17 protein-coding genes, 2 tRNA genes and 1 pseudogene are annotated in these 16,565 nt (G+C 69.0%); 9 read left to right on the top strand and 11 right to left on the bottom strand.

Annotation, left to right across the window (positions count from 1 at the left end):
• Positions 1-24: 24 nt before the first annotated feature.
• Entirely contained in the window at positions 25-639 is a 615-nt protein-coding gene (locus tag ACFV6V_RS13035; protein WP_385563282.1) for a TetR/AcrR family transcriptional regulator, read from the bottom strand.
• Between the two features lie 71 nt (positions 640-710).
• On the opposite strand from ACFV6V_RS13035, the gene ACFV6V_RS13030 reads away from it, so the two are divergent.
• On the top strand, positions 711-1,190 hold the full coding sequence (locus ACFV6V_RS13030; RefSeq protein WP_385563280.1) for a DUF1453 domain-containing protein: 480 nt from the start codon (positions 711-713) through the stop codon (positions 1,188-1,190).
• A 47-nt stretch (positions 1,191-1,237) separates the two neighbouring features.
• Here ACFV6V_RS13030 and ACFV6V_RS13025 read toward each other — a convergent pair whose 3' ends face one another.
• On the bottom strand, positions 1,238-1,483 hold the full coding sequence (locus ACFV6V_RS13025) for a hypothetical protein (RefSeq protein ID WP_385563277.1): 246 nt from the start codon (positions 1,481-1,483) through the stop codon (positions 1,238-1,240).
• Between the two features lie 251 nt (positions 1,484-1,734).
• Here ACFV6V_RS13025 and ACFV6V_RS13020 point away from each other — a divergent pair, with 251 nt between their 5' ends.
• Positions 1,735-2,142, top strand: coding sequence for a hypothetical protein (locus tag ACFV6V_RS13020; RefSeq protein ID WP_385563274.1), 408 nt, complete (start codon positions 1,735-1,737; stop codon positions 2,140-2,142).
• Between the two features lie 387 nt (positions 2,143-2,529).
• On the top strand, positions 2,530-2,751 hold the full coding sequence (locus tag ACFV6V_RS13015) for a tyrosine-type recombinase/integrase (RefSeq protein ID WP_385563271.1): 222 nt from the start codon (positions 2,530-2,532) through the stop codon (positions 2,749-2,751).
• Between the two features lie 175 nt (positions 2,752-2,926).
• Here the strand turns inward: ACFV6V_RS13015 and ACFV6V_RS13010 are convergent.
• Positions 2,927-2,999: transfer RNA gene (locus ACFV6V_RS13010), tRNA-Tyr, on the bottom strand.
• Positions 3,000-3,440: 441 nt separating this feature from the next.
• Between ACFV6V_RS13010 and ACFV6V_RS13005 the strand changes: the two genes are divergently transcribed.
• Both ACFV6V_RS13005 and ACFV6V_RS13000 read left to right on the top strand, forming a co-directional pair.
• Positions 3,441-3,893 (top strand): hypothetical protein, encoded by a 453-nt coding sequence (locus ACFV6V_RS13005; RefSeq protein WP_385563269.1) that lies wholly within the window; start codon positions 3,441-3,443, stop codon positions 3,891-3,893.
• Positions 3,894-3,994: 101 nt separating this feature from the next.
• Positions 3,995-4,837, top strand: a pseudogene (locus tag ACFV6V_RS13000) (tyrosine-type recombinase/integrase); the annotation flags it as partial.
• 68 nt (positions 4,838-4,905) lie between these two features.
• Here the strand turns inward: ACFV6V_RS13000 and ACFV6V_RS12995 are convergent.
• Positions 4,906-4,982 (bottom strand) — tRNA-Thr (locus ACFV6V_RS12995).
• Between the two features lie 181 nt (positions 4,983-5,163).
• Between ACFV6V_RS12995 and ACFV6V_RS12990 the strand changes: the two genes are divergently transcribed.
• The 3 genes from ACFV6V_RS12990 (at position 5,164) to ACFV6V_RS12980 (ending at position 7,720) form a co-directional block, all read left to right on the top strand.
• Positions 5,164-6,303, top strand: a complete 1,140-nt coding sequence (locus tag ACFV6V_RS12990) for an ABC transporter ATP-binding protein (protein WP_385563267.1) — start codon at positions 5,164-5,166, stop codon at positions 6,301-6,303.
• 202 nt (positions 6,304-6,505) lie between these two features.
• Positions 6,506-6,928, top strand: a complete 423-nt coding sequence (locus ACFV6V_RS12985; RefSeq protein ID WP_385563265.1) for a hypothetical protein — start codon at positions 6,506-6,508, stop codon at positions 6,926-6,928.
• A 75-nt stretch (positions 6,929-7,003) separates the two neighbouring features.
• Positions 7,004-7,720, top strand: a complete 717-nt coding sequence (locus ACFV6V_RS12980) for an NDP-sugar synthase (protein ID WP_385563262.1) — start codon at positions 7,004-7,006, stop codon at positions 7,718-7,720.
• Between the two features lie 69 nt (positions 7,721-7,789).
• On the opposite strand, the gene ACFV6V_RS12975 is transcribed toward ACFV6V_RS12980, so the two are convergent.
• From ACFV6V_RS12975 to ACFV6V_RS12945, 7 genes are all read right to left on the bottom strand, one after another.
• Positions 7,790-9,514, bottom strand: coding sequence for a DoxX family membrane protein (locus ACFV6V_RS12975; RefSeq protein ID WP_385563259.1), 1,725 nt, complete (start codon positions 9,512-9,514; stop codon positions 7,790-7,792).
• A gap of 102 nt (positions 9,515-9,616) precedes the next feature.
• Positions 9,617-10,567: a 23S rRNA (guanosine(2251)-2'-O)-methyltransferase RlmB gene (rlmB, locus tag ACFV6V_RS12970; protein ID WP_385563257.1), complete on the bottom strand. Its 951-nt coding sequence runs from the start codon at positions 10,565-10,567 to the stop codon at positions 9,617-9,619.
• 153 nt (positions 10,568-10,720) lie between these two features.
• Positions 10,721-12,121, bottom strand: coding sequence for a cysteine--tRNA ligase (gene cysS, locus ACFV6V_RS12965; RefSeq protein WP_385563254.1), 1,401 nt, complete (start codon positions 12,119-12,121; stop codon positions 10,721-10,723).
• Positions 12,122-12,241: 120 nt separating this feature from the next.
• Positions 12,242-12,649, bottom strand: coding sequence for a PPOX class F420-dependent oxidoreductase (locus ACFV6V_RS12960; RefSeq protein ID WP_385563251.1), 408 nt, complete (start codon positions 12,647-12,649; stop codon positions 12,242-12,244).
• A 160-nt stretch (positions 12,650-12,809) separates the two neighbouring features.
• Entirely contained in the window at positions 12,810-13,316 is a 507-nt protein-coding gene (ispF, locus tag ACFV6V_RS12955) for a 2-C-methyl-D-erythritol 2,4-cyclodiphosphate synthase (protein ID WP_385563249.1), read from the bottom strand.
• The gene (ispD, locus tag ACFV6V_RS12950; RefSeq protein WP_361283153.1) at positions 13,306-14,055 is read right to left on the bottom strand and encodes a 2-C-methyl-D-erythritol 4-phosphate cytidylyltransferase; all 750 of its coding nucleotides are present in this window, start codon (positions 14,053-14,055) and stop codon (positions 13,306-13,308) included. Before ispD ends, ispF begins: the two co-directional genes overlap by 11 nt.
• Positions 14,056-14,574: 519 nt before the next feature.
• The gene (locus ACFV6V_RS12945; RefSeq protein WP_017945956.1) at positions 14,575-15,057 is read right to left on the bottom strand and encodes a CarD family transcriptional regulator; all 483 of its coding nucleotides are present in this window, start codon (positions 15,055-15,057) and stop codon (positions 14,575-14,577) included.
• 833 nt (positions 15,058-15,890) lie between these two features.
• Here ACFV6V_RS12945 and ACFV6V_RS12940 point away from each other — a divergent pair.
• Complete coding sequence (locus tag ACFV6V_RS12940) at positions 15,891-16,514, top strand: DUF461 domain-containing protein (RefSeq protein WP_385563487.1); 624 nt, start codon at positions 15,891-15,893, stop codon at positions 16,512-16,514.
• The last annotated feature ends 51 nt before the right edge of the window (positions 16,515-16,565 follow it).

Genomic DNA, 16,565 nt, shown 5'->3' with positions numbered 1-16,565 from the left:
GCCACTCTTGCCTCCCCGCGGCTACTAACCACCTGTGAGTGTGTCCAGGTGCCGCTGCAGCACCTGCCGCATCACCTCTGGGGTCGTGCGGTCCGGCTGTAGCACGGCCTGGACCAGGAGGCCGTCGAGCAGTGCGGTCAGGCGCAGGCTCTCCAGGGTGATGTCGGTGTCCTGCAGGAGGCTGCCCATGCGTTGCGCTTCCCCCAGGACGCGGGTTATCAGCGCCCGCGAATCCTCGTCCAACTTGCTTGCTCGAGGGCGCAGTTCGTGCTGAGTACGCGCCGCTGTGGTGAAGGTCAGCAGCAGGACGGCCTCTTCGCGGCGTGCGGCGTCCAGCGGAAGGAACTCTTCCAGCAGTTCTTCCGTGGCGGCGCGGCGGTCGATGGTGGAGGCGGGCGACAGGAGGCGTTCTGCGTGCGTACGGATGCGTTCGCCGATGCGACGGGCGAGTTCGTCCATCGCGAAGATCATCAACTCGGCGTGGTCGCGGAAGTAGTGGCGGACCGACCCAATGGCCAGTCCCGCCTCCTCGGCGACGTTGCGCAGTGACGCGTTCTCCAGGCCGTCCCGGGCAGCGACCCGGAAGACGGCTTCGGCCACGGCCCGGCGGCGGGCCTCGGGGTCCACAATCTTCGGCACATTGTCTTTATAGCACGGGCAGGCTAAATTCTTTTTTAGCATGGTCAAGCTATGAAACTGGGGGCTGGGAAATGAACACATGGCTGGTCGTGGCGCTGATCGCTGTCGGCGCCCTCGCGGTGATCGCAAAGCGGCTGGTCGGCGAACCCCTCAACGCGCGTGATCTGTTCGTACCGCCGATCGTGCTGACCGGCCTGGGGGCCTGGGCGCTGCACGAAGCCGAGGAGCTGACTGGCGCTGACCTCACCTGGGTGGTGGCGGGCGCCGCCTTGGGGCTTGCATTGGGCGGGGTGCGCGGAGCGACCATTCAGATCTTCGACAAGGGCGGGGTGCTGTGGCACCGCTACACCGGCCGCACCTTCTTGGTGATCGGCGTATCCCTGGTGGTGATGGCCGGGTTCGGACTGCTCGCTGTCGCGATGGGTATGCACGAAGAAGCCCGGCCCGTGCAACTGTCCATCGGGGTCGGTTTCCTCGGGGAGGCACTGGTCGTCGGCCGCCGCGCACTGGCGACCGGCCTGCCCTTCGCCCCCGAGGCCAGGGACCGTTGACAACCCGAACGGCCGGTTGTGGCTACTGCTGTCCGGCGTCGTTGATGTCAGCTGTGGATGTCAGGGCGGGGGCAGGATTCCTCAGAGGTCTGCCGTGCCAGCTCGTCGACGACCTGCGGTACGACTCGTTGCGCGCCTTCGTCTCGCAGCGCTTCGACAAGAGCGTGACGGACTACCGTGTACGGCTGTCCGGCGTGAGCGAAACGGGCCCGGTTGACCGCCCGCTCGATCTTCGCCATATGGGCCGCCACTATCGGCATTGCCTTGTCGTACTCGCTCGGGTCCGTGGCCATGGCCGCAGACGATCAGCGCCTTCCGTGGACGTCAAGAGCGGTACAAAACCTTCCTGGGAGCGGGCAAGTCGCCCACGCCTAACACGCCTTCACCCCAGGGCGGCTTCAAGTTCCGGGATCGTGTAGATCGCCCGGCATGCAGCGGCACCCTTCGGGAACTTGAAGCCACCCTGGCGAGCGAGGTGACCAACATCCACTGTTAGCCTCATATCACTCTGACGGCTCGTCACCATAAAGCTAGGGAGATTGAATTGCGCATCAAGCGAATAGTTCAGGGCGGAATGTCCGCACTGGCCATGGGCGCTGTCGCGGTGGCCATGACGCCGGGCTCGGCGCAGGCGGTGAACTGGGACCACGGACCGCTGTACGACAGGGGTAAGCACGCGGCGGCCTACATCGAGGAGCGCGGCGACTACCTCAAGGTCTGCGACACCAAGACCGACGGCAAGAAGGCGTGGGTGAACGTCTTCGATTACGACAGCGGCGACCTCCTGTACAGCCTCACCGACGAGAAGAACGACGGTAAGTGCAGCTACCGGGACGCCTCGGACGGCGGCAAGTACAACCTCGCGGAAAACCACAAATTCGACGTCGTAGTCTCGCATGAGCCCTCGGACAACTCGGGCTCCTACCACTTCCAATTCCTCAACGATCACTAATTACAAGTTTTGTGACGGGCCATCAGGGATGCTGATGGCCCGTCGGTGAGCCCTTCGCCTCGTCCAAGAGACTCATCCTCGATGGCGTACCGGAGCCGACCCATGGGGCCAAAGATCATGGCCCTAACGCTGGGCAGCGAATCGGGCCGGCTCCTCGCCTGTCCTCCTCGCCGCCTTCACCACGCTCCGGTTCGGTGAGCTGTCGTCGCTGCGCCGTCGGGACCTCGGTCTGACCCGGTCCGTGGTCCTGGTCCGCGTGCCCAGTCCGAGCTGCAGACCGGCAGGCTGGCCGACAAGGCACCGAAGTCCGCCGCCGGTGTCCGGCCGGTCGTCTTCCCGGCCGAGCTCGTCCCCGAGCTCGCTCACCACCTGGAGCACTTCGCCGGGGTGGGACAGGACGGTCGCCTCTTCAAGGGCCCCCGCGGCGGACTCCTCCGACGAAGCAACTTCCGGGACGAATGGGCCGCTGCCCGTACCAAGGCCAGCGTCTCGGGGGACGTGCACTTCCACGACCTGCGCCACACCGGGAACACCCTGGCCTCCAGCGCCGGGGCCGGCACGCGCGAGCTCATGACGGGGATGGGTCACAGCACGACCGGGCCGCGCTGATCTACCAGCACATGACGAGCGACCGTGATCAGCACATCGCGGGGAAGCCCGGAGAGATGACCCGCCAGGCCGGGAAGGACGGGAATCCCCCGCCTTCTGGCACGCAGGTGGCCACGGCCGTGATCACGCGGAAGGGCCAGCGCCGGGGGATGCCCCCCTGAGCTGGCCCTTCGCCTGGAGCCCCCTGTCGGGTTCGAACCGACGACCCCCGCTTTACAAGTTCGATCACCCACCACCCTTGACGGGGCCTGCCTCGTGCACCGGGGCCATGACCGGCTGCCGAGTGCTATCGGCGTCTGGGGTCGTTGATGTCAGCGGTGGATGTCAGCGCAACACGTCCGGGACCGGGCAGACCTCCAAGGGCTCGTCCGGCCGGTCAGCCCAGCGCCACCAGACATGCCGACCGGAACAACTCCATAGCGTCCGGCAGGTCCGCCGGCCATCGTCCTCCCGCCGAGAGAGGATGAGGCCGCCGGACTTCATCGGCTGGCTGCACTCAGGACAGGCCGGGGCGTCGGTCATGCAGCGCACCCTAATGGAGCGAGCGCTTCGTCCCGAAGCGACTCGGGGGCGAGCACCGCCCTGGCCTGGTGTGACTCTCACCTCTGCTGATGGACGGCCCGAGCCTGACGAGTGCTGCGCGGAGAACTTGATTGCTGCAGGGCACTGACGGGCGGTGGTATGGCGGCATGAGCAGAGTTGCAGAGGTCATCGTGCTGGCGTTGAACGCGGAGCACGTCATGGAACCGCTGACCCGGTTTGATGAGGAACGCACTTGGAGGGGCACGTTCTCGCCTGTCGGAGGCAGGTGGGGGATCGACAATGCGTGGTTCATCGAGTTCAACAGTATGCGCTCGCGATCTGGACTCCTGAAAAGCCTGGAGTCCCTGCCCTGGCCTCGGCCGGAGAGCGTACAGGTGCTGATCCATGACGAGGAGGACGACTGCTTCGGCCTATGGATGATCCACGACGGCAAGCTGGTGGAAGTGTCCCTCCCGCGCACTCAGCGGTTTCACCAGCCAGCCCCGCCCAACGAAGACTTCCCCCCGAGCCCCGGTTGCCTGTGGCGGACGGACCAAGGCTATGAATGGTTGCCCGAGCAGACCCCGAACGATTGTCGAGACCAGCGGTCGGCCTGGTGATCCTTGCACCCGAGCTGATCCGCACGGGTGGCGTGGAGAGAGTTTGAGGTCTGGCCCTTGGGGTGAGAGACCGGGGTTCGTAAGCTGGTTGCGCATCGGGCTGGCTCCTCGCCTGGCTCGGCACGAAGCGGCTGGAGTCCCTGAGCGCCCCGGACGTCCGCCGCTTCCTCCTCCAGTTGGAGAAGAACACCACTACGGCGACTGCCAAAGAATCGCATCGCGTCCTGCGTACGGCGCTCTCCGCCGCCTGCCGCGAGGAGCTGATCACCCGGAACGTGGCGAAGCTCATGGAGCCCCCGCGGCCCGTCCCCCGCGAGCTGAGCCCATGGTCACTCGACGAGACCCTGGACTTCCTCACAAGGGCGCGCCGGGACCCGCTGTACGCGGCCTTCGTGCTGGCCATCGCCATGGGCCTGCGCCGTGGCGAGATCGTCGGTCTGCGCTGGCAGGACATCGACCTGGAGAACCGCGTCCTCCTGGTCCGCCAGCAGGTGCAGCGCCGACGCGGGGTGCTCTACAACGACGAGACCAAGGGGCGCCGATCACGTGCCGTGCCCTTGCCGGCCATGTGCATCGCTCCCCTGCGCTGGCACCGGATGCGGCAGAAGACGGCGTACGCAGCGGCCGGGATCGACTGGACCACCACGGGCTACGTCTTCGCCACCCGCACCGGTCGACCGATCGAGCCGCGGAACGTGCACCGGTCCTTCGTCCGCGTCAGCGAAGCGGCCGGTCTCCGACTCGTCCGGCTGCACGACGCCCGGCACGGCTGCGCCACCCTGCTCACCGCCGCCGGGGTCGCGCCCCGGGTCGTGATGGAGATCCTCGGCCACAGCCAGATCAGCCTGACCATGGACGTCTACACACACGTCGTGCAGGACACACAGAGGGAGGCGATCAGTCACATGGACCGGCTGCTCAAGAGGCGGCCCGGCCGTGAGTGACCGCTGCCGTTGATGTCAGCCGTGGATGTCAAAGACCCCCAGCCATGATCGGCTGGGGGTCTTTTCGCTGGAGCCCCCTGTCGGGTTCGAACCGACGACCCCCGCTTTACAAGAGCGGTGCTCTGGCCAGCTGAGCTAAGGAGGCGCTGCGGATGAGTGTAACCGGACTCGAGCGGGCCCGTTCGAGAATTCCGCTGCCCGGAGGCCGCTGACAAAACGGACTTCGCCAGGTACCGTCACCTGGACGTTCACCCTGGTGGACTGGACCCATCCTTCCTTTACTCGGATCGTCCGGCACGTTCCTGCCGGTGAAGGGACACATCAGCATGGCCACTGTCACCTTTGACAAGGCATCCCGGATCTATCCGGGCTCCACCAAGCCCGCCGTCGACGGGCTCGAGATCGAGATCGCGGACGGGGAGTTCCTCGTCCTGGTCGGCCCGTCGGGCTGCGGCAAGTCCACCTCCCTGCGGATGCTCGCGGGCCTGGAGGACGTGGACGGCGGATCCATCCGCATCGGCGACCGCGATGTCACCCACCTCCCGCCGAAGGACCGGGACATCGCCATGGTGTTCCAGAACTACGCGCTCTATCCGCATATGACCGTGGCCGCGAACATGGGCTTTGCGCTGAAGATCGCCGGGGTGGACAAGGACACCATTCGGCAGAAGGTCGAGGAGGCGGCGAAGATCCTCGACCTGACCGAGTACCTGGACCGCAAGCCCAAGGCGCTGTCCGGTGGTCAGCGGCAGCGGGTGGCGATGGGGCGGGCCATCGTGCGGGAGCCGCAGGTGTTCCTGATGGACGAGCCGCTGTCGAACCTGGACGCGAAGCTGCGGGTGTCGACCCGTACGCAGATCGCCTCGCTTCAGCGCCGGCTCGGGATCACCACGGTGTACGTGACCCACGACCAGGTCGAGGCCATGACGATGGGCGACCGGGTGGCGGTGCTGAAGGACGGACTGCTCCAGCAGATCGACACCCCGCGGAACATGTACGACCGGCCGGCGAACCTCTTCGTCGCGGGGTTCATCGGCTCTCCGGCGATGAATCTCGTCGAGGTGCCGATCACCGACGGCGGTGTGCGGTTCGGCAACAGCGTGGTGCCCGTCTCCCGTGAGGCACTGGCCGCCGCCGCCGACCGGGGCGACCGCACGGTGACGGTCGGTGTGCGGCCGGAGCACTTCGATGTGGTCGAGCTGAACGGTGCCGCCGCCGCGCAGGCGCTGTCGAAGAGCGCGGCGGACGCGCCTGCCGGTCTGGCGATGACGGTCAACGTGGTCGAGGAGCTCGGTGCGGACGGCTACGTGTACGGAAGCGCCGAGGTCGACGGCGAGCTGAAGGACCTGGTGGTCCGGGTGAGCGGGCGGAACGTGCCGGCCAAGGGCGCCGAGCTGCATGTCGTGCCGCAGCCGGGCGAGACGCATGTCTTCTCGACGTCGACGGGCGAGCGCCTCAGCGACTGAGCATCCCCTCCGGGGAGTTGTGTGGGCGGCCCTTCCTCGCTTCGGCGAGGAGGGGCCGTTTCTCGTGTGCCCGTAAATACCCCGGCAGATCGGACAGTTCGCCCCGCCGCGTCAACACCCGATTCGAAATATGCACTCGAACGATCACCCGGGAGGGTGACCAAATGTCGCCAAATCACTACTGGCCGCTACGCTCGCCTGCGTGACCACCACACCCCGCCGTATCGGCCGTTCTCTCGCCCTCGTCCTGCCCGTCGTCCTGGTGCTCTCCGGAACTCTCGCGGTCACCAGCGTCCCCTGGGCCGGGCGTCACACCGAGTCGCAGATGCTCACCGCGTCCTCGCAGAATGTATCGGTCCCCGCCAAGTCCCGTGCGCCGCAGGACGTTCTGCGCGACAAGCTGCTCGCCGAGCTCCAGGAGAAGGACCCGGGCACCGCGCTCACCCACCTCCAGCGCGAGGTCGAGGAGCGTCCGTCCCTCGCGCAGCACTGCATGACGATCGCGCGGGAGCTCGGCCGCGCCGCGGTGGAGCACTACGGTCCGACACGGGCGCAGTCGTACTCCCGGCCCGTCTGCGACACCTCGTTCGCCGCCGGTGTCTCGCAGCAGGCGCAGGGCAGCTGACCGCCGCACGCACGGAGGTCCCGTTAACCCGGGACCCGTCGAAGTGATCCACGTGGCACCGCATATCGTGCCCGTATGCATGTGTATCCGACGCAGGCCGTGGTCCTGGCGGGCGGCCAGGGCTCGCGACTGCGCCCCTACACCGACGACCGCCCCAAACCGATGGTCGAGATTCCCGGGACCGGGATTCCGATCATCGGCCATCAGCTTTCCTGGCTGGCCGAAGAGGGCGTGACCGACGTCGTGGTGTCCTGCGGGCATCTCGCCGAGGTGCTCCAGGAGTGGCTCGACAGCGCCGTGCTACCGCTGCGCGTCACCACCGTGGTCGAGGAGGAGCCGCTGGGGCGGGGCGGCGGCCTCAAGTACGCCGCCAAGGGCCTCCCGCACCCGGACGAGCCCTGGTACGCCACCAACGGCGACATCTGGACGCGCTTCTCGCTGCGCGAGATGGCCGCCTTCCACGCCGAGCGGGACGCTACCGCGACGCTCGCCCTCGCCCGTCCCCGCATTCCGTGGGGGGCCGTGGAGACCGACGAGTTCGGGCACGTACTCGACTTCATCGAGTCGCCGCCGTCCCCGTATCTGATCAACGCGGGCGTGTACGTGTTCTCCGCGGATTTCACCGGCCTGCTGCCCGACCGGGGCGACCATGAGCGTACGACGTTCCCACGGCTGGCACGGGAACGTGCGCTGGCCGGGTTCCCGCTGCCGCAAGGGGCGTACTGGCGGGCTATCGACACCGCGAAGGACCTGACGGAGGCGGCCAAGGAGCTGGCGGGACACGGTTCCTGAGGCGTCCCTTCCCACGTAAGCGTAGAGCCCCGACCACCGCAGGGTGGCCGGGGCTCTGCGCGTAGGGGGTCAGCCCAGGAGGCCGCCGATCGGGTTGCTGTTGCCCCCGCTGCTGCCGCCTCCGCCGTTGCCGGTCCCACCGCTGCGGGAGCCGCCGTCGCCGGTCCCGCCGCCACCGGAGGCCGAGCCACCACCGGAGGCCGAGCCGCCGCCGCTCGTCGAGGGGCGGGAGCTGTCGGACGGGGGGTCCGCCGGCCGCGACTGGGAGGGCGGCTGCCACTCGTTGCCCGCGCCCTGCGATTCGCTGGGGGTACCCGCCTGCCCGGTGCTCTCGGACTCGGAGGCGGCATCGGACGGCTCGGTCCGCTCGGCGGCGGGGCTGCTGGACTGGCTCTTGGTGGGTTCGGGACGCCGCTTGGCCTCCTGGGAGGGGTTGCGCTCGCCCGACTCCTCGGGCAGCGGGGAGCCGGGCAGGTGGTTGGTGGGGTCCACGTTCGGACCCGGCACCGTCACGAGCTCCGACGAGCGCACGGCCCCGCCCAGCATCGAGCCGACCAGCAGGGTCAGCCCGACCACGACGGCGGCGAGCATCCCACCACGGCGCAGCACCCGGCGGCGGAGGTCCCCCAGCTCGGAGCGCGGACCCAGGGTCCGCCAGGCTTCGCCGGCGAGGCGGCCGTCGACGGAGTAGACGGGGGCGCCCGCGATGATAAGCGGCGACCAGGCGGCGAGGGTCATGATGTCCGGTGCGTCGTAGACCGGGGCGGTGCGCCAGCTCACCGTCATGATCAGCGCGGCGGAGAGCAGGGCGCCGACGACGGCGGCGATCCGCTGCCAGAGTCCGAGGACGGTGAGCACGCCCACGACGACCTGCAGGAACGCCACGGTGAGCCCGGCGCCGACCGGGTGTGAGAGCGCGAAGTCGCGCAGTGGCCCGGCGATCGCCCAGGGGTCCAGCGAGTGCAGCCACTTGACCATGGAGCCGCGCTCGCCGCCGTCGAAGTAGACGGGGTCGCAGAGCTTGCCCATGCCCGCGTAGATCGAGATGAAGCCGAGGAACACCCGGAGAGGAAGCAGCACGACGCCGAGGTTCATCCGGCGCCCTGGGTAGTAGGCGTGCCGGACGGCGGAGTCGGCGGCCTGCTCCCGCTCAGGAATCACATAGGTGAAGTCGGGCTCTTCCTCGGCCTCCTGGCCGTAGGGCTCGTACGCGTCGTAGGCGTCGGCTGCGCGCCGCATGTGCGGCAGCAGCGGGCCCCCGCCGCCCATCACCGGCGAGGGCCGGGTGTCATCGGCCGCGCCACGGCGGGAGGCGAGCCCGACACGGGGAAGCACCTGTGTGGCACCGGTGATGGCCGGATCGCCCGAGCCGAGGTCGGGCCGGTCGTAGTCCGTGCCGCGGAATCCGGTCGTCCCGTCGTCGTACGCGCCGCCGGCAAAGGGGCCACTGCCGTACGCGTCACCGGCGTGCGCGCCCGCGTGCGGGTCCGTGTACGCGGAGCCGGAGTTGCGCACGGCCTGCAGCAGGCCGGTCGCCCCCGGGTCGCCCGGCGCGGATCTCCCGCTCCACACAACGGGCGTACGACGGCGCGCCCCCGCGCGCGTGCCACCGACCACGGGGATCCTGGCAGTGTCCGCCATGCCGCGCGCGCCGCGCACGGTCTGGCTCTGGCCGAGCTTCACCCGGAAGCTGGCGTGGTTCACGATGACCTGCGCGGGATCGCAGTTCACCTTGACCATGCTCAAGGGCGTCTCGTCGAACCCGGGCCGGGGCGTTCTGGTGTCCACACTCATCTAACCGAGTGACTTGTCGATAGGACACTGCCTTGACGGCCTCGAAATGTCCGAGGCCCGTCAAGATCGCCTGACCAGGACTGATTCCAGCCCCCGCCCTGCTCAGCTCCTGCGGCGCGACGCCTCGTACAGCACGACACCCGCCGCGACACCCGCGTTCAGCGACTCCGCGCCGCCCGGCATCGGGATGCGCACCCGGAAGTCGCAGGTCTCCCCGACGAGGCGGGACAGGCCCTTGCCCTCACTGCCGACGACGATGACGACCGGGCCGCCCAGCGCCGGGAGCTCGCCGAGCTCGACGTCGCCGTCCGCCGCGAGGCCGACCACCGTGATTCCGGCCTTCTGGTACGCCTCCAGGGCCCGGGTCAGATTGGTGGCGCGGGCCACCGGGGTGCGGGCCGCCGTGCCGGCCGAGGTCTTCCAGGCTCCGGCCGTCATACCGGCCGCCCGGCGCTCCGGTACGACCACGCCATGGCCGCCGAACGCCGCGACGGAGCGGACGACCGCGCCGAGGTTGCGGGGGTCGGTGACGCCGTCGAGTGCCACGATCAGCGGCTCCTCGCCGTCGTCGAAGGCGGCTGCGGCGAGGTCCTCGGGGTGTGCGTACTCGTACGGCGGGACCTGGAGCACGAGGCCCTGGTGGTTGAGCCCGCCCGTCATCCGGTCCAGCTCGGCGCGCGGGGCCTCCATCAGGTGGATGTTGCCGCGCTGGCCGGCGAGCTGCAGCGCCTCGCGCACCCGCTCGTCGTTGTCGATGAACTGCTGGACGTACAGCATCGTCGCCGGCACACCGTCGCGCAGTGCCTCGAAAACGGGGTTGCGGCCGACGACCATCTCGGACGAGCCCTTGCCGCCGCGGCGGGCGACGGGGCGGCGCTGGGCCTGCTTGGCCTTGGCGTTGGCGATCCGGTTCTTCGCATGGCCCTTGCGCGCGGAGGCGGGCGGCGTGGGGCCCTTGCCCTCGAGGCCGCGGCGCCGATTGCCACCGCTGCCGACCGTCGCGCCCTTCTTGTTGGACGTGCGACGGTTCCTGCGCTGGCTGTTCCCGGCCATGACTACCTGTTCCCTGGATCTTTAAGTTCGTTCGTCTGTTTACTTCGTTTACGTCGCTTACTTCGCTTACGAAGTCGGTCTACGCGTGCACGTGTACGCCGCGCACGTAACAAAGTGTGCCGCCCAGAGCCCCGGGCGGCACACTGTCGCTGGTCAGCGCGGTCCGAGCGTCCAGCGCGGGCCGTCGGGGCCGTCCTCGATCACGAGGCCGGACTGGTTGAGCTGGTCCCGGATCGCGTCCGCCGTGCCCCAGTCCTTGCGGGACCTGGCCGCCTCGCGCTGCTGGAGCACCAGGCTCACGAGCGAGTCGACGACGCCGTGCAGATCGTCGCCGCGGTCGGTCTCGCCCGCCCAGCGCGGGTCGAGCGGGTCGAGTCCCAGGACCCCGAGCATGGCCCGTACCTCGGAGAGCCGCTCGATCGCGGACTCCTTGTCGTCGGCGGCCAGTGCCGAGTTGCCCTGGCGCACCGCGGTGTGGACGATCGCGAGGGCCTGCGGCACCCCGAGGTCGTCGTCCATGGCCTCCGCGAAGGCCGGGGGCACCTCGGCCGCGGGGGCGATGGCCTTGCCCGCCTTCTCGGTGACCCGCTGGATGAAGCCCTCGATGCGGGCGAACGCGGACTCGGCCTCGCGCAGGGCCTCCTCGCTGTACTCGATCATCGAGCGGTAGTGCGGGGTGCCCAGGTAGTAGCGCAGCACGATGGGGCGCCACTTGGTGACCATTTCGGAGACGAGCACCGAATTGCCGAGGGACTTCGACATCTTCTCGCCGGCCAGCGTCACCCAGCCGTTGTGCACCCAGTAGGAGGCGAAGTCGTCGCCGAAGGCCTTCGCCTGGGCGATCTCGTTCTCGTGGTGCGGGAAGATCAGGTCGATGCCGCCGCCGTGGATGTCGAAGGCGGTACCCAGGTACTTGTGCGCCATGGCCGAGCACTCCAGGTGCCAGCCGGGACGCCCCCGGCCCCAGGGGGTCTCCCAGGACGGCTCGCCGGGCTTGGTGGCCTTCCAGAGCGCGAAGTCACGCGGGTCGCGCTTGCCGGTCTCGCCCTCGCCGGAGGGCTGGCGCAGGTCGTCGAGGTCCTGGTTGGACAGCTCCAGGTAGCCCGGGTAGGAGCGCACGTCGAAGTAGACGTTGCCCTCGGCGGCGTAGGCGTGGCCGCGCTCGATGAGGCCGCGCATCATCTCGATCATCTCCGGGACATGACCGGTGGCGCGGGGCTCGTACGTGACGGGCAGGCAGCCGAGTGCGTCGTAGCCCGCGTTGAAGGCACGCTCGTTCTCGTAGCCGATGCTCCACCACGGGCGGTTCTGCTCGCCGGCCTTGGTGATGATCTTGTCGTCGATGTCCGTCACGTTCCTGATGAACGTGACGTCGTAGCCGCGGTACGCGAACCAGCGGCGCATGATGTCGAAGTTGAGTCCTGACCGGATGTGCCCGATGTGCGGGGCGGACTGCACGGTCGCGCCACACAGGTAGATCGAGACACAACCCGGCGTGAGCGGGACGAAGTCACGGATCTGCCGGGCGCTGGTGTCGTACAGCCGAATAGTCACCACTCAAGAGTAGTGGGCCCCGGGCAGTGCCCCGCGCCCGTTTCCGGGACGCGGGGCGGATTGTGACGACGCAGAGCGCGCGGAGCTCGCGGACCACGGGGAGCCGCCGTGACCGCCGGCTCAGGCGAGCGCGCCGACGACCTTGCGCGGGGTGATCCGGACGACCACGCGGGGGGCGTCCTGGCCGGACGCCGGGTTGAACTCGGCGTACGGCTTGCCGGTGTACTTCAGGGACAGCTCGTCGATCAGCTCCTGGCCCCCCTCGGTGGTGAGGGTGGCGGTGCCACGGATCTCGGCGTACGTGTACGGCGCGTCGAACGGCTGCACGACCACGGTGGCCCGCGGGTCTCGCCGGAGGTTCTTCTCCTTGCGGCGGCCGACGGTCGTCGAGATCAGGATGTCGTCCCCGTCCCGCTTCACCCAGACGGGAGAGACCTGTGGGCTGCCGTCGGGCTGGATCGTGGCGATGTTCACGAACTGGGGGCTGTCGAGCAGTTCCTTGAGCTTGTCGCTGAGCGAGGCGGTCACGGTGCTGTTTTCCTTCCGGAACTCGGTGACACGGGGATCAACGAAGACCACGCGGATCAACAGTGATCACACGGATCGCCGAGATCTCGGGGACCGCGGCGATCACAGGAGTGGTGAAACGTCACCTCCGCGTCTACCCCACACACACGCCCGCACCACGTCAGGACGCGCGGAAGACCAGCGCCGTGGCGATCGCTGCCAGCCCTTCGGCCCTGCCGGTCAGCCCGAGACCGTCGGTGGTGGTGCCGGAGACGGAGACCGGCGCACCGGCCGCCGCGCCCAGCGCCTGCTGGGCCTCGTCGCGGCGCTTGCCGATCTTCGGCCGTACCCCGATGACCTGGACCGCGATATTGCCGATCTCGAAGCCCTCGGCACGCACGATCCGGGCGGCCTCGGCGAGCAGGGCGACTCCCGAGGCCCCGGACCACTCGGGACGTCCGGTGCCGAAGTGGGCGCCGAGGTCGCCGACGCCCGCGGCGGAGAACAGGGCGTCGCAGGCGGCGTGGGCCGCGACATCGCCGTCGGAGTGCCCGGCGAGGCCGTCCTCGCCGGGCCACAGCAGGCCGGCGCACCACAGCTCCCGGCCTGCCTCGAAGGCGTGGACGTCGGTGCCGATGCCGATCAGCGGCATGGCCGGCACGGCGGGGGCAGAGGTGTCAGAAGCCATCGTTGGCCCTCCTGCGGGCGAGTACGGCCTCGGCGAGCACGAGGTCCAGCGGGCGGGTCACCTTGAACGCCTCCTCGTGGCCGGGCACGACCACGACCGGCGCGCCGAGCCGCTCCACCATCCCGGCGTCGTCCGTGGCACCGTCGCCGCTCACGGCGGCGAAGGCCTCGTGGGCGCGCAGGAGCGTGTCACGGTCGAACCCCTGCGGGGTCTGCACGGCACGCAGCAGGGCACGCTCGGGGGTGGCGACGACCGGCTCGGGCTCGCCCTTGGCGCGCGGCTCGACCTGCTTGACGGTGTCGGCGACCGGCAGCGCGGGGACGACTGCCGGGGCCCCGTCCCGTACGGCCTCGATCACCGCGTCCACGGTGTCGACGGGGACCAGCGGACGGGCGGCGTCGTGGACCAGGACCGTGGTGACCGTTTCGGGCAGGGCGTCCAGGCCGCGGCGTACGGACTCCTGGCGGGTTTCACCGCCCGGCACCACCAGATAGTCGGTCCGCTCGGGGAGCGCGTGCGCGTCGAGCAGGTGCTTGACGTCGGGGGCGCCGTCCGGCGGGGCGACCACGACGACGAGCGAGACGGCTCTGGCGGCTGCCATGGCCCTTACGGCGTGGATCAGCATGGGGGTGCCGCTGATCGTGCGGAGCGCTTTGGGCGCGCCCGGGCCGAGCCGAACGCCCCGGCCTGCCGCGGGGATCACCGCGGCGGTGCGGCCGGTGCGCGTGTGGTCTGACATCGGTTCCACTCCGGTGGTCGTGGACTCCCCCGAAACTCCCGAGACTCCCCCGGCACCCTCCGAATTGACATGACCAGGGCTTGGATGGCCTCGGTCAGGTTTGTGTCCTCGGCTGGAGTGGGTATGGCCTGGGAGGTACCCCCGGGCTGAAGTCTCCGGTTCGGGGGGAGCGCCGGGCACGACGCCTTGACCTGAACCTTCCGTGACGTTTGGTCGGGCGAGTCGCGCTGGGCGCCGTGAGTTCGCCGGATGCCATGAGGCCGCGAGGTCGGGACGGGACGGGGGAAGTCGGGTATCGGTATCAGGGGTCAGGGGTAGGACACGTCGGGTACGGCGAGACGAGCGCGGGTACATACGCGCTTCGAGGTTCGATCGTACGAACATGCCGCAGTGCCCGGCGACACAACTCAGCAGTTGGTCAGCGGGCACCGCGGCATTGATTCTGGTCCGTCTGCGTCTGCACCGTGAACGGGTGGGTGGCGCGGAACGGCGCCGACACCGCCTGGGGCGGTGCTGGCGTCAGGACGCGAGGACCTCGTCGAGCAGAGCCTCGGCCTTGTCCTCGTTGGTGTTCTCCGCGAGGGCCAGCTCGCTCACCAGGATCTGGCGGGCCTTGGCGAGCATGCGCTTCTCACCTGCGGAAAGTCCGCGCTCGCGCTCGCGGCGCCACAGGTCGCGCACCACTTCGGCGACCTTGATGACATCGCCGGAAGCGAGCTTCTCAAGATTTGCCTTGTAGCGACGGGACCAGTTCGTGGGCTCCTCCGCGTATGGTGCACGCAGTACGTCGAAGACCCGGTCAAGCCCGTCTTGCCCGACCACGTCGCGCACACCTACGAGATCCGCATTGTCCGCCGGCACACGAACCGTCAGGTCGCCCTGGGCGACCTTGAGCACCAAGTAGGTCTTGTCCACGCCTTTGATCTGGCGAGTTTCGATGGCCTCGATCAGCGCGGCCCCGTGATGGGGATAGACCACGGTGTCGCCAACCTTGAACGTCATGTGACAGGTACCCCTTCCGTGGCTATCCAGAGTAACACGAGAACGGCTTCTTCTGAATGGCGTTTTCGCAGGTCAGGGCATATCTCGGGGCTTGACAACAGCAACCCGGACGTGCTGCGGACGCCTTCCGGAACGGGGTATTCGCAGGTGGGAGCGGCTGCATGGGCACGCAGAAACGTGCACGTTACGCACACCACAACCCCCGGAAGAGCGGGTAAACATCCCGATTTGCCCGGTTCGCGGCGACCCGCTTCCCCTACTCCGTTCGAGGATCGGTCACCCGAGCGGATGGATGTCGGGAAGGAATCCGAATTGATCACCAAGAGCCATCCGGGGGTACCGTCGACGGTTTTCCGTGCGGAATGTGTGATGGCCTGCGGAATTGATCAACACCCCGATCACCGGCCCGATCACCGGCCTAATGTGAACAGCGGACCAAATCAGTCGGCGGAACTGACAACGGGCGCGGGCGATCAGGCGCAGGGCTCGTACGGAGCCCGGTCCGGGAAGCACAGAAGGTGGGCCGGGTAGGCACAGAGGGTGGCGGAGTGCGAGCACGGAGAGGCGGAAACGGGGAAGCGCCGAGGGGCGGCGCGAGGAGGCACTGACCGGAGCGTGATCGCATCAGGGGCGGGTCGGGTGCGGGACGCCGACCGCGGGTCGGTAACCTAAGCCCGCTGTACGACCCAGCAGCACTCGTCAGCCCCGTAAGACCTGCAAGACCTTCAGCCTGTCCGTACGTCCAAGGAGTTGCCGCCGCCGTGAGCCTCCCCCACAAGTCGCCCGGGGGCGCCCGCAGCCTTCGGCGCGGCGCCATCGCCGCTGCCGCCCTGATGATCTCGGTCGCCTCGCTCACCGCCTGCGGCGCGGGCAATGACGCCCAGACGCTGGAGATCAAGCCGGACAACGCCGCCACCTCGGTCGGCGACATCAAGATCCAGAACGCAACGGTCATCACCCAGCCCGACACCAAGGCAGAGGGTCCGGCGGTCGTCTCGGGGACGGTGTTCAACAACGGCACCAAGGAGCAGACCCTCGAGTCCATCACGCTGCCCGGCACCAAACTGACCGTGAAGCTGACCCCGGCCAAGGGCAGCGGTGCGCTCACCGTGCCGGCAGGCGGCTCCGTGCTCCTCGGCGGCAAGGGCAACGCGTCCGCCGTCATCGAGAACGGCCGCGAAGCGGGCCAGGACGGCGAGCCGCAGAAGGTCGTCTTCCGCTTCAGCGAGACGGGCGACGTCAGCATCGACGCCTTCGTCGTGCCGGCCACCAGCTACTTCACGGAGTACGGCCCCTCGGCCATCCCACAGCCCCCGGCCTCCCCGTCGGCCCCCGCGGCCAGCCCGAGCGCCCCGGCGGCCGGGCACGGCGGCGAGGGTGAGGAGGCGGAGCCGTCGTCCCAGGACGGCGCCGAGGACGGCGCAGCGGACGGCACGGAAGCCGGCGCCGAGCACTGACACCTCGCAGAACAGCACGTACGGCGGCGCCCCACCGGATGGATCCGGTGG

The organism is Streptomyces sp. NPDC059828 (assembly GCF_042731955.1).
In the GTDB taxonomy this organism is placed as follows: domain Bacteria; phylum Actinomycetota; class Actinomycetes; order Streptomycetales; family Streptomycetaceae; genus Streptomyces.
Note: the sequence above shows the minus strand (reverse complement) of the source record. Positions and strands in the feature narration are given on the sequence as shown.

Coding starts and splice junctions, on each gene's coding strand:
- ACFV6V_RS13030 (WP_385563280.1), top strand. CDS start 711: ATGAACACATGGCTGGTCGTGGCGCTGATCGCTGTCGGCGCCCTCGCG.
- ACFV6V_RS13025 (WP_385563277.1), bottom strand. CDS start 1,483: ATGGCCACGGACCCGAGCGAGTACGACAAGGCAATGCCGATAGTGGCG.
- ACFV6V_RS13005 (WP_385563269.1), top strand. CDS start 3,441: ATGAGCAGAGTTGCAGAGGTCATCGTGCTGGCGTTGAACGCGGAGCAC.
- ACFV6V_RS12990 (WP_385563267.1), top strand. CDS start 5,164: ATGGCCACTGTCACCTTTGACAAGGCATCCCGGATCTATCCGGGCTCC.
- ACFV6V_RS12980 (WP_385563262.1), top strand. CDS start 7,004: ATGCATGTGTATCCGACGCAGGCCGTGGTCCTGGCGGGCGGCCAGGGC.
- ACFV6V_RS12975 (WP_385563259.1), bottom strand. CDS start 9,514: ATGAGTGTGGACACCAGAACGCCCCGGCCCGGGTTCGACGAGACGCCC.
- rlmB (WP_385563257.1), bottom strand. CDS start 10,567: ATGGCCGGGAACAGCCAGCGCAGGAACCGTCGCACGTCCAACAAGAAG.
- ispF (WP_385563249.1), bottom strand. CDS start 13,316: ATGGCTTCTGACACCTCTGCCCCCGCCGTGCCGGCCATGCCGCTGATC.
- ispD (WP_361283153.1), bottom strand. CDS start 14,055: ATGTCAGACCACACGCGCACCGGCCGCACCGCCGCGGTGATCCCCGCG.
- ACFV6V_RS12945 (WP_017945956.1), bottom strand. CDS start 15,057: ATGACGTTCAAGGTTGGCGACACCGTGGTCTATCCCCATCACGGGGCC.
- ACFV6V_RS12940 (WP_385563487.1), top strand. CDS start 15,891: ATGATCTCGGTCGCCTCGCTCACCGCCTGCGGCGCGGGCAATGACGCC.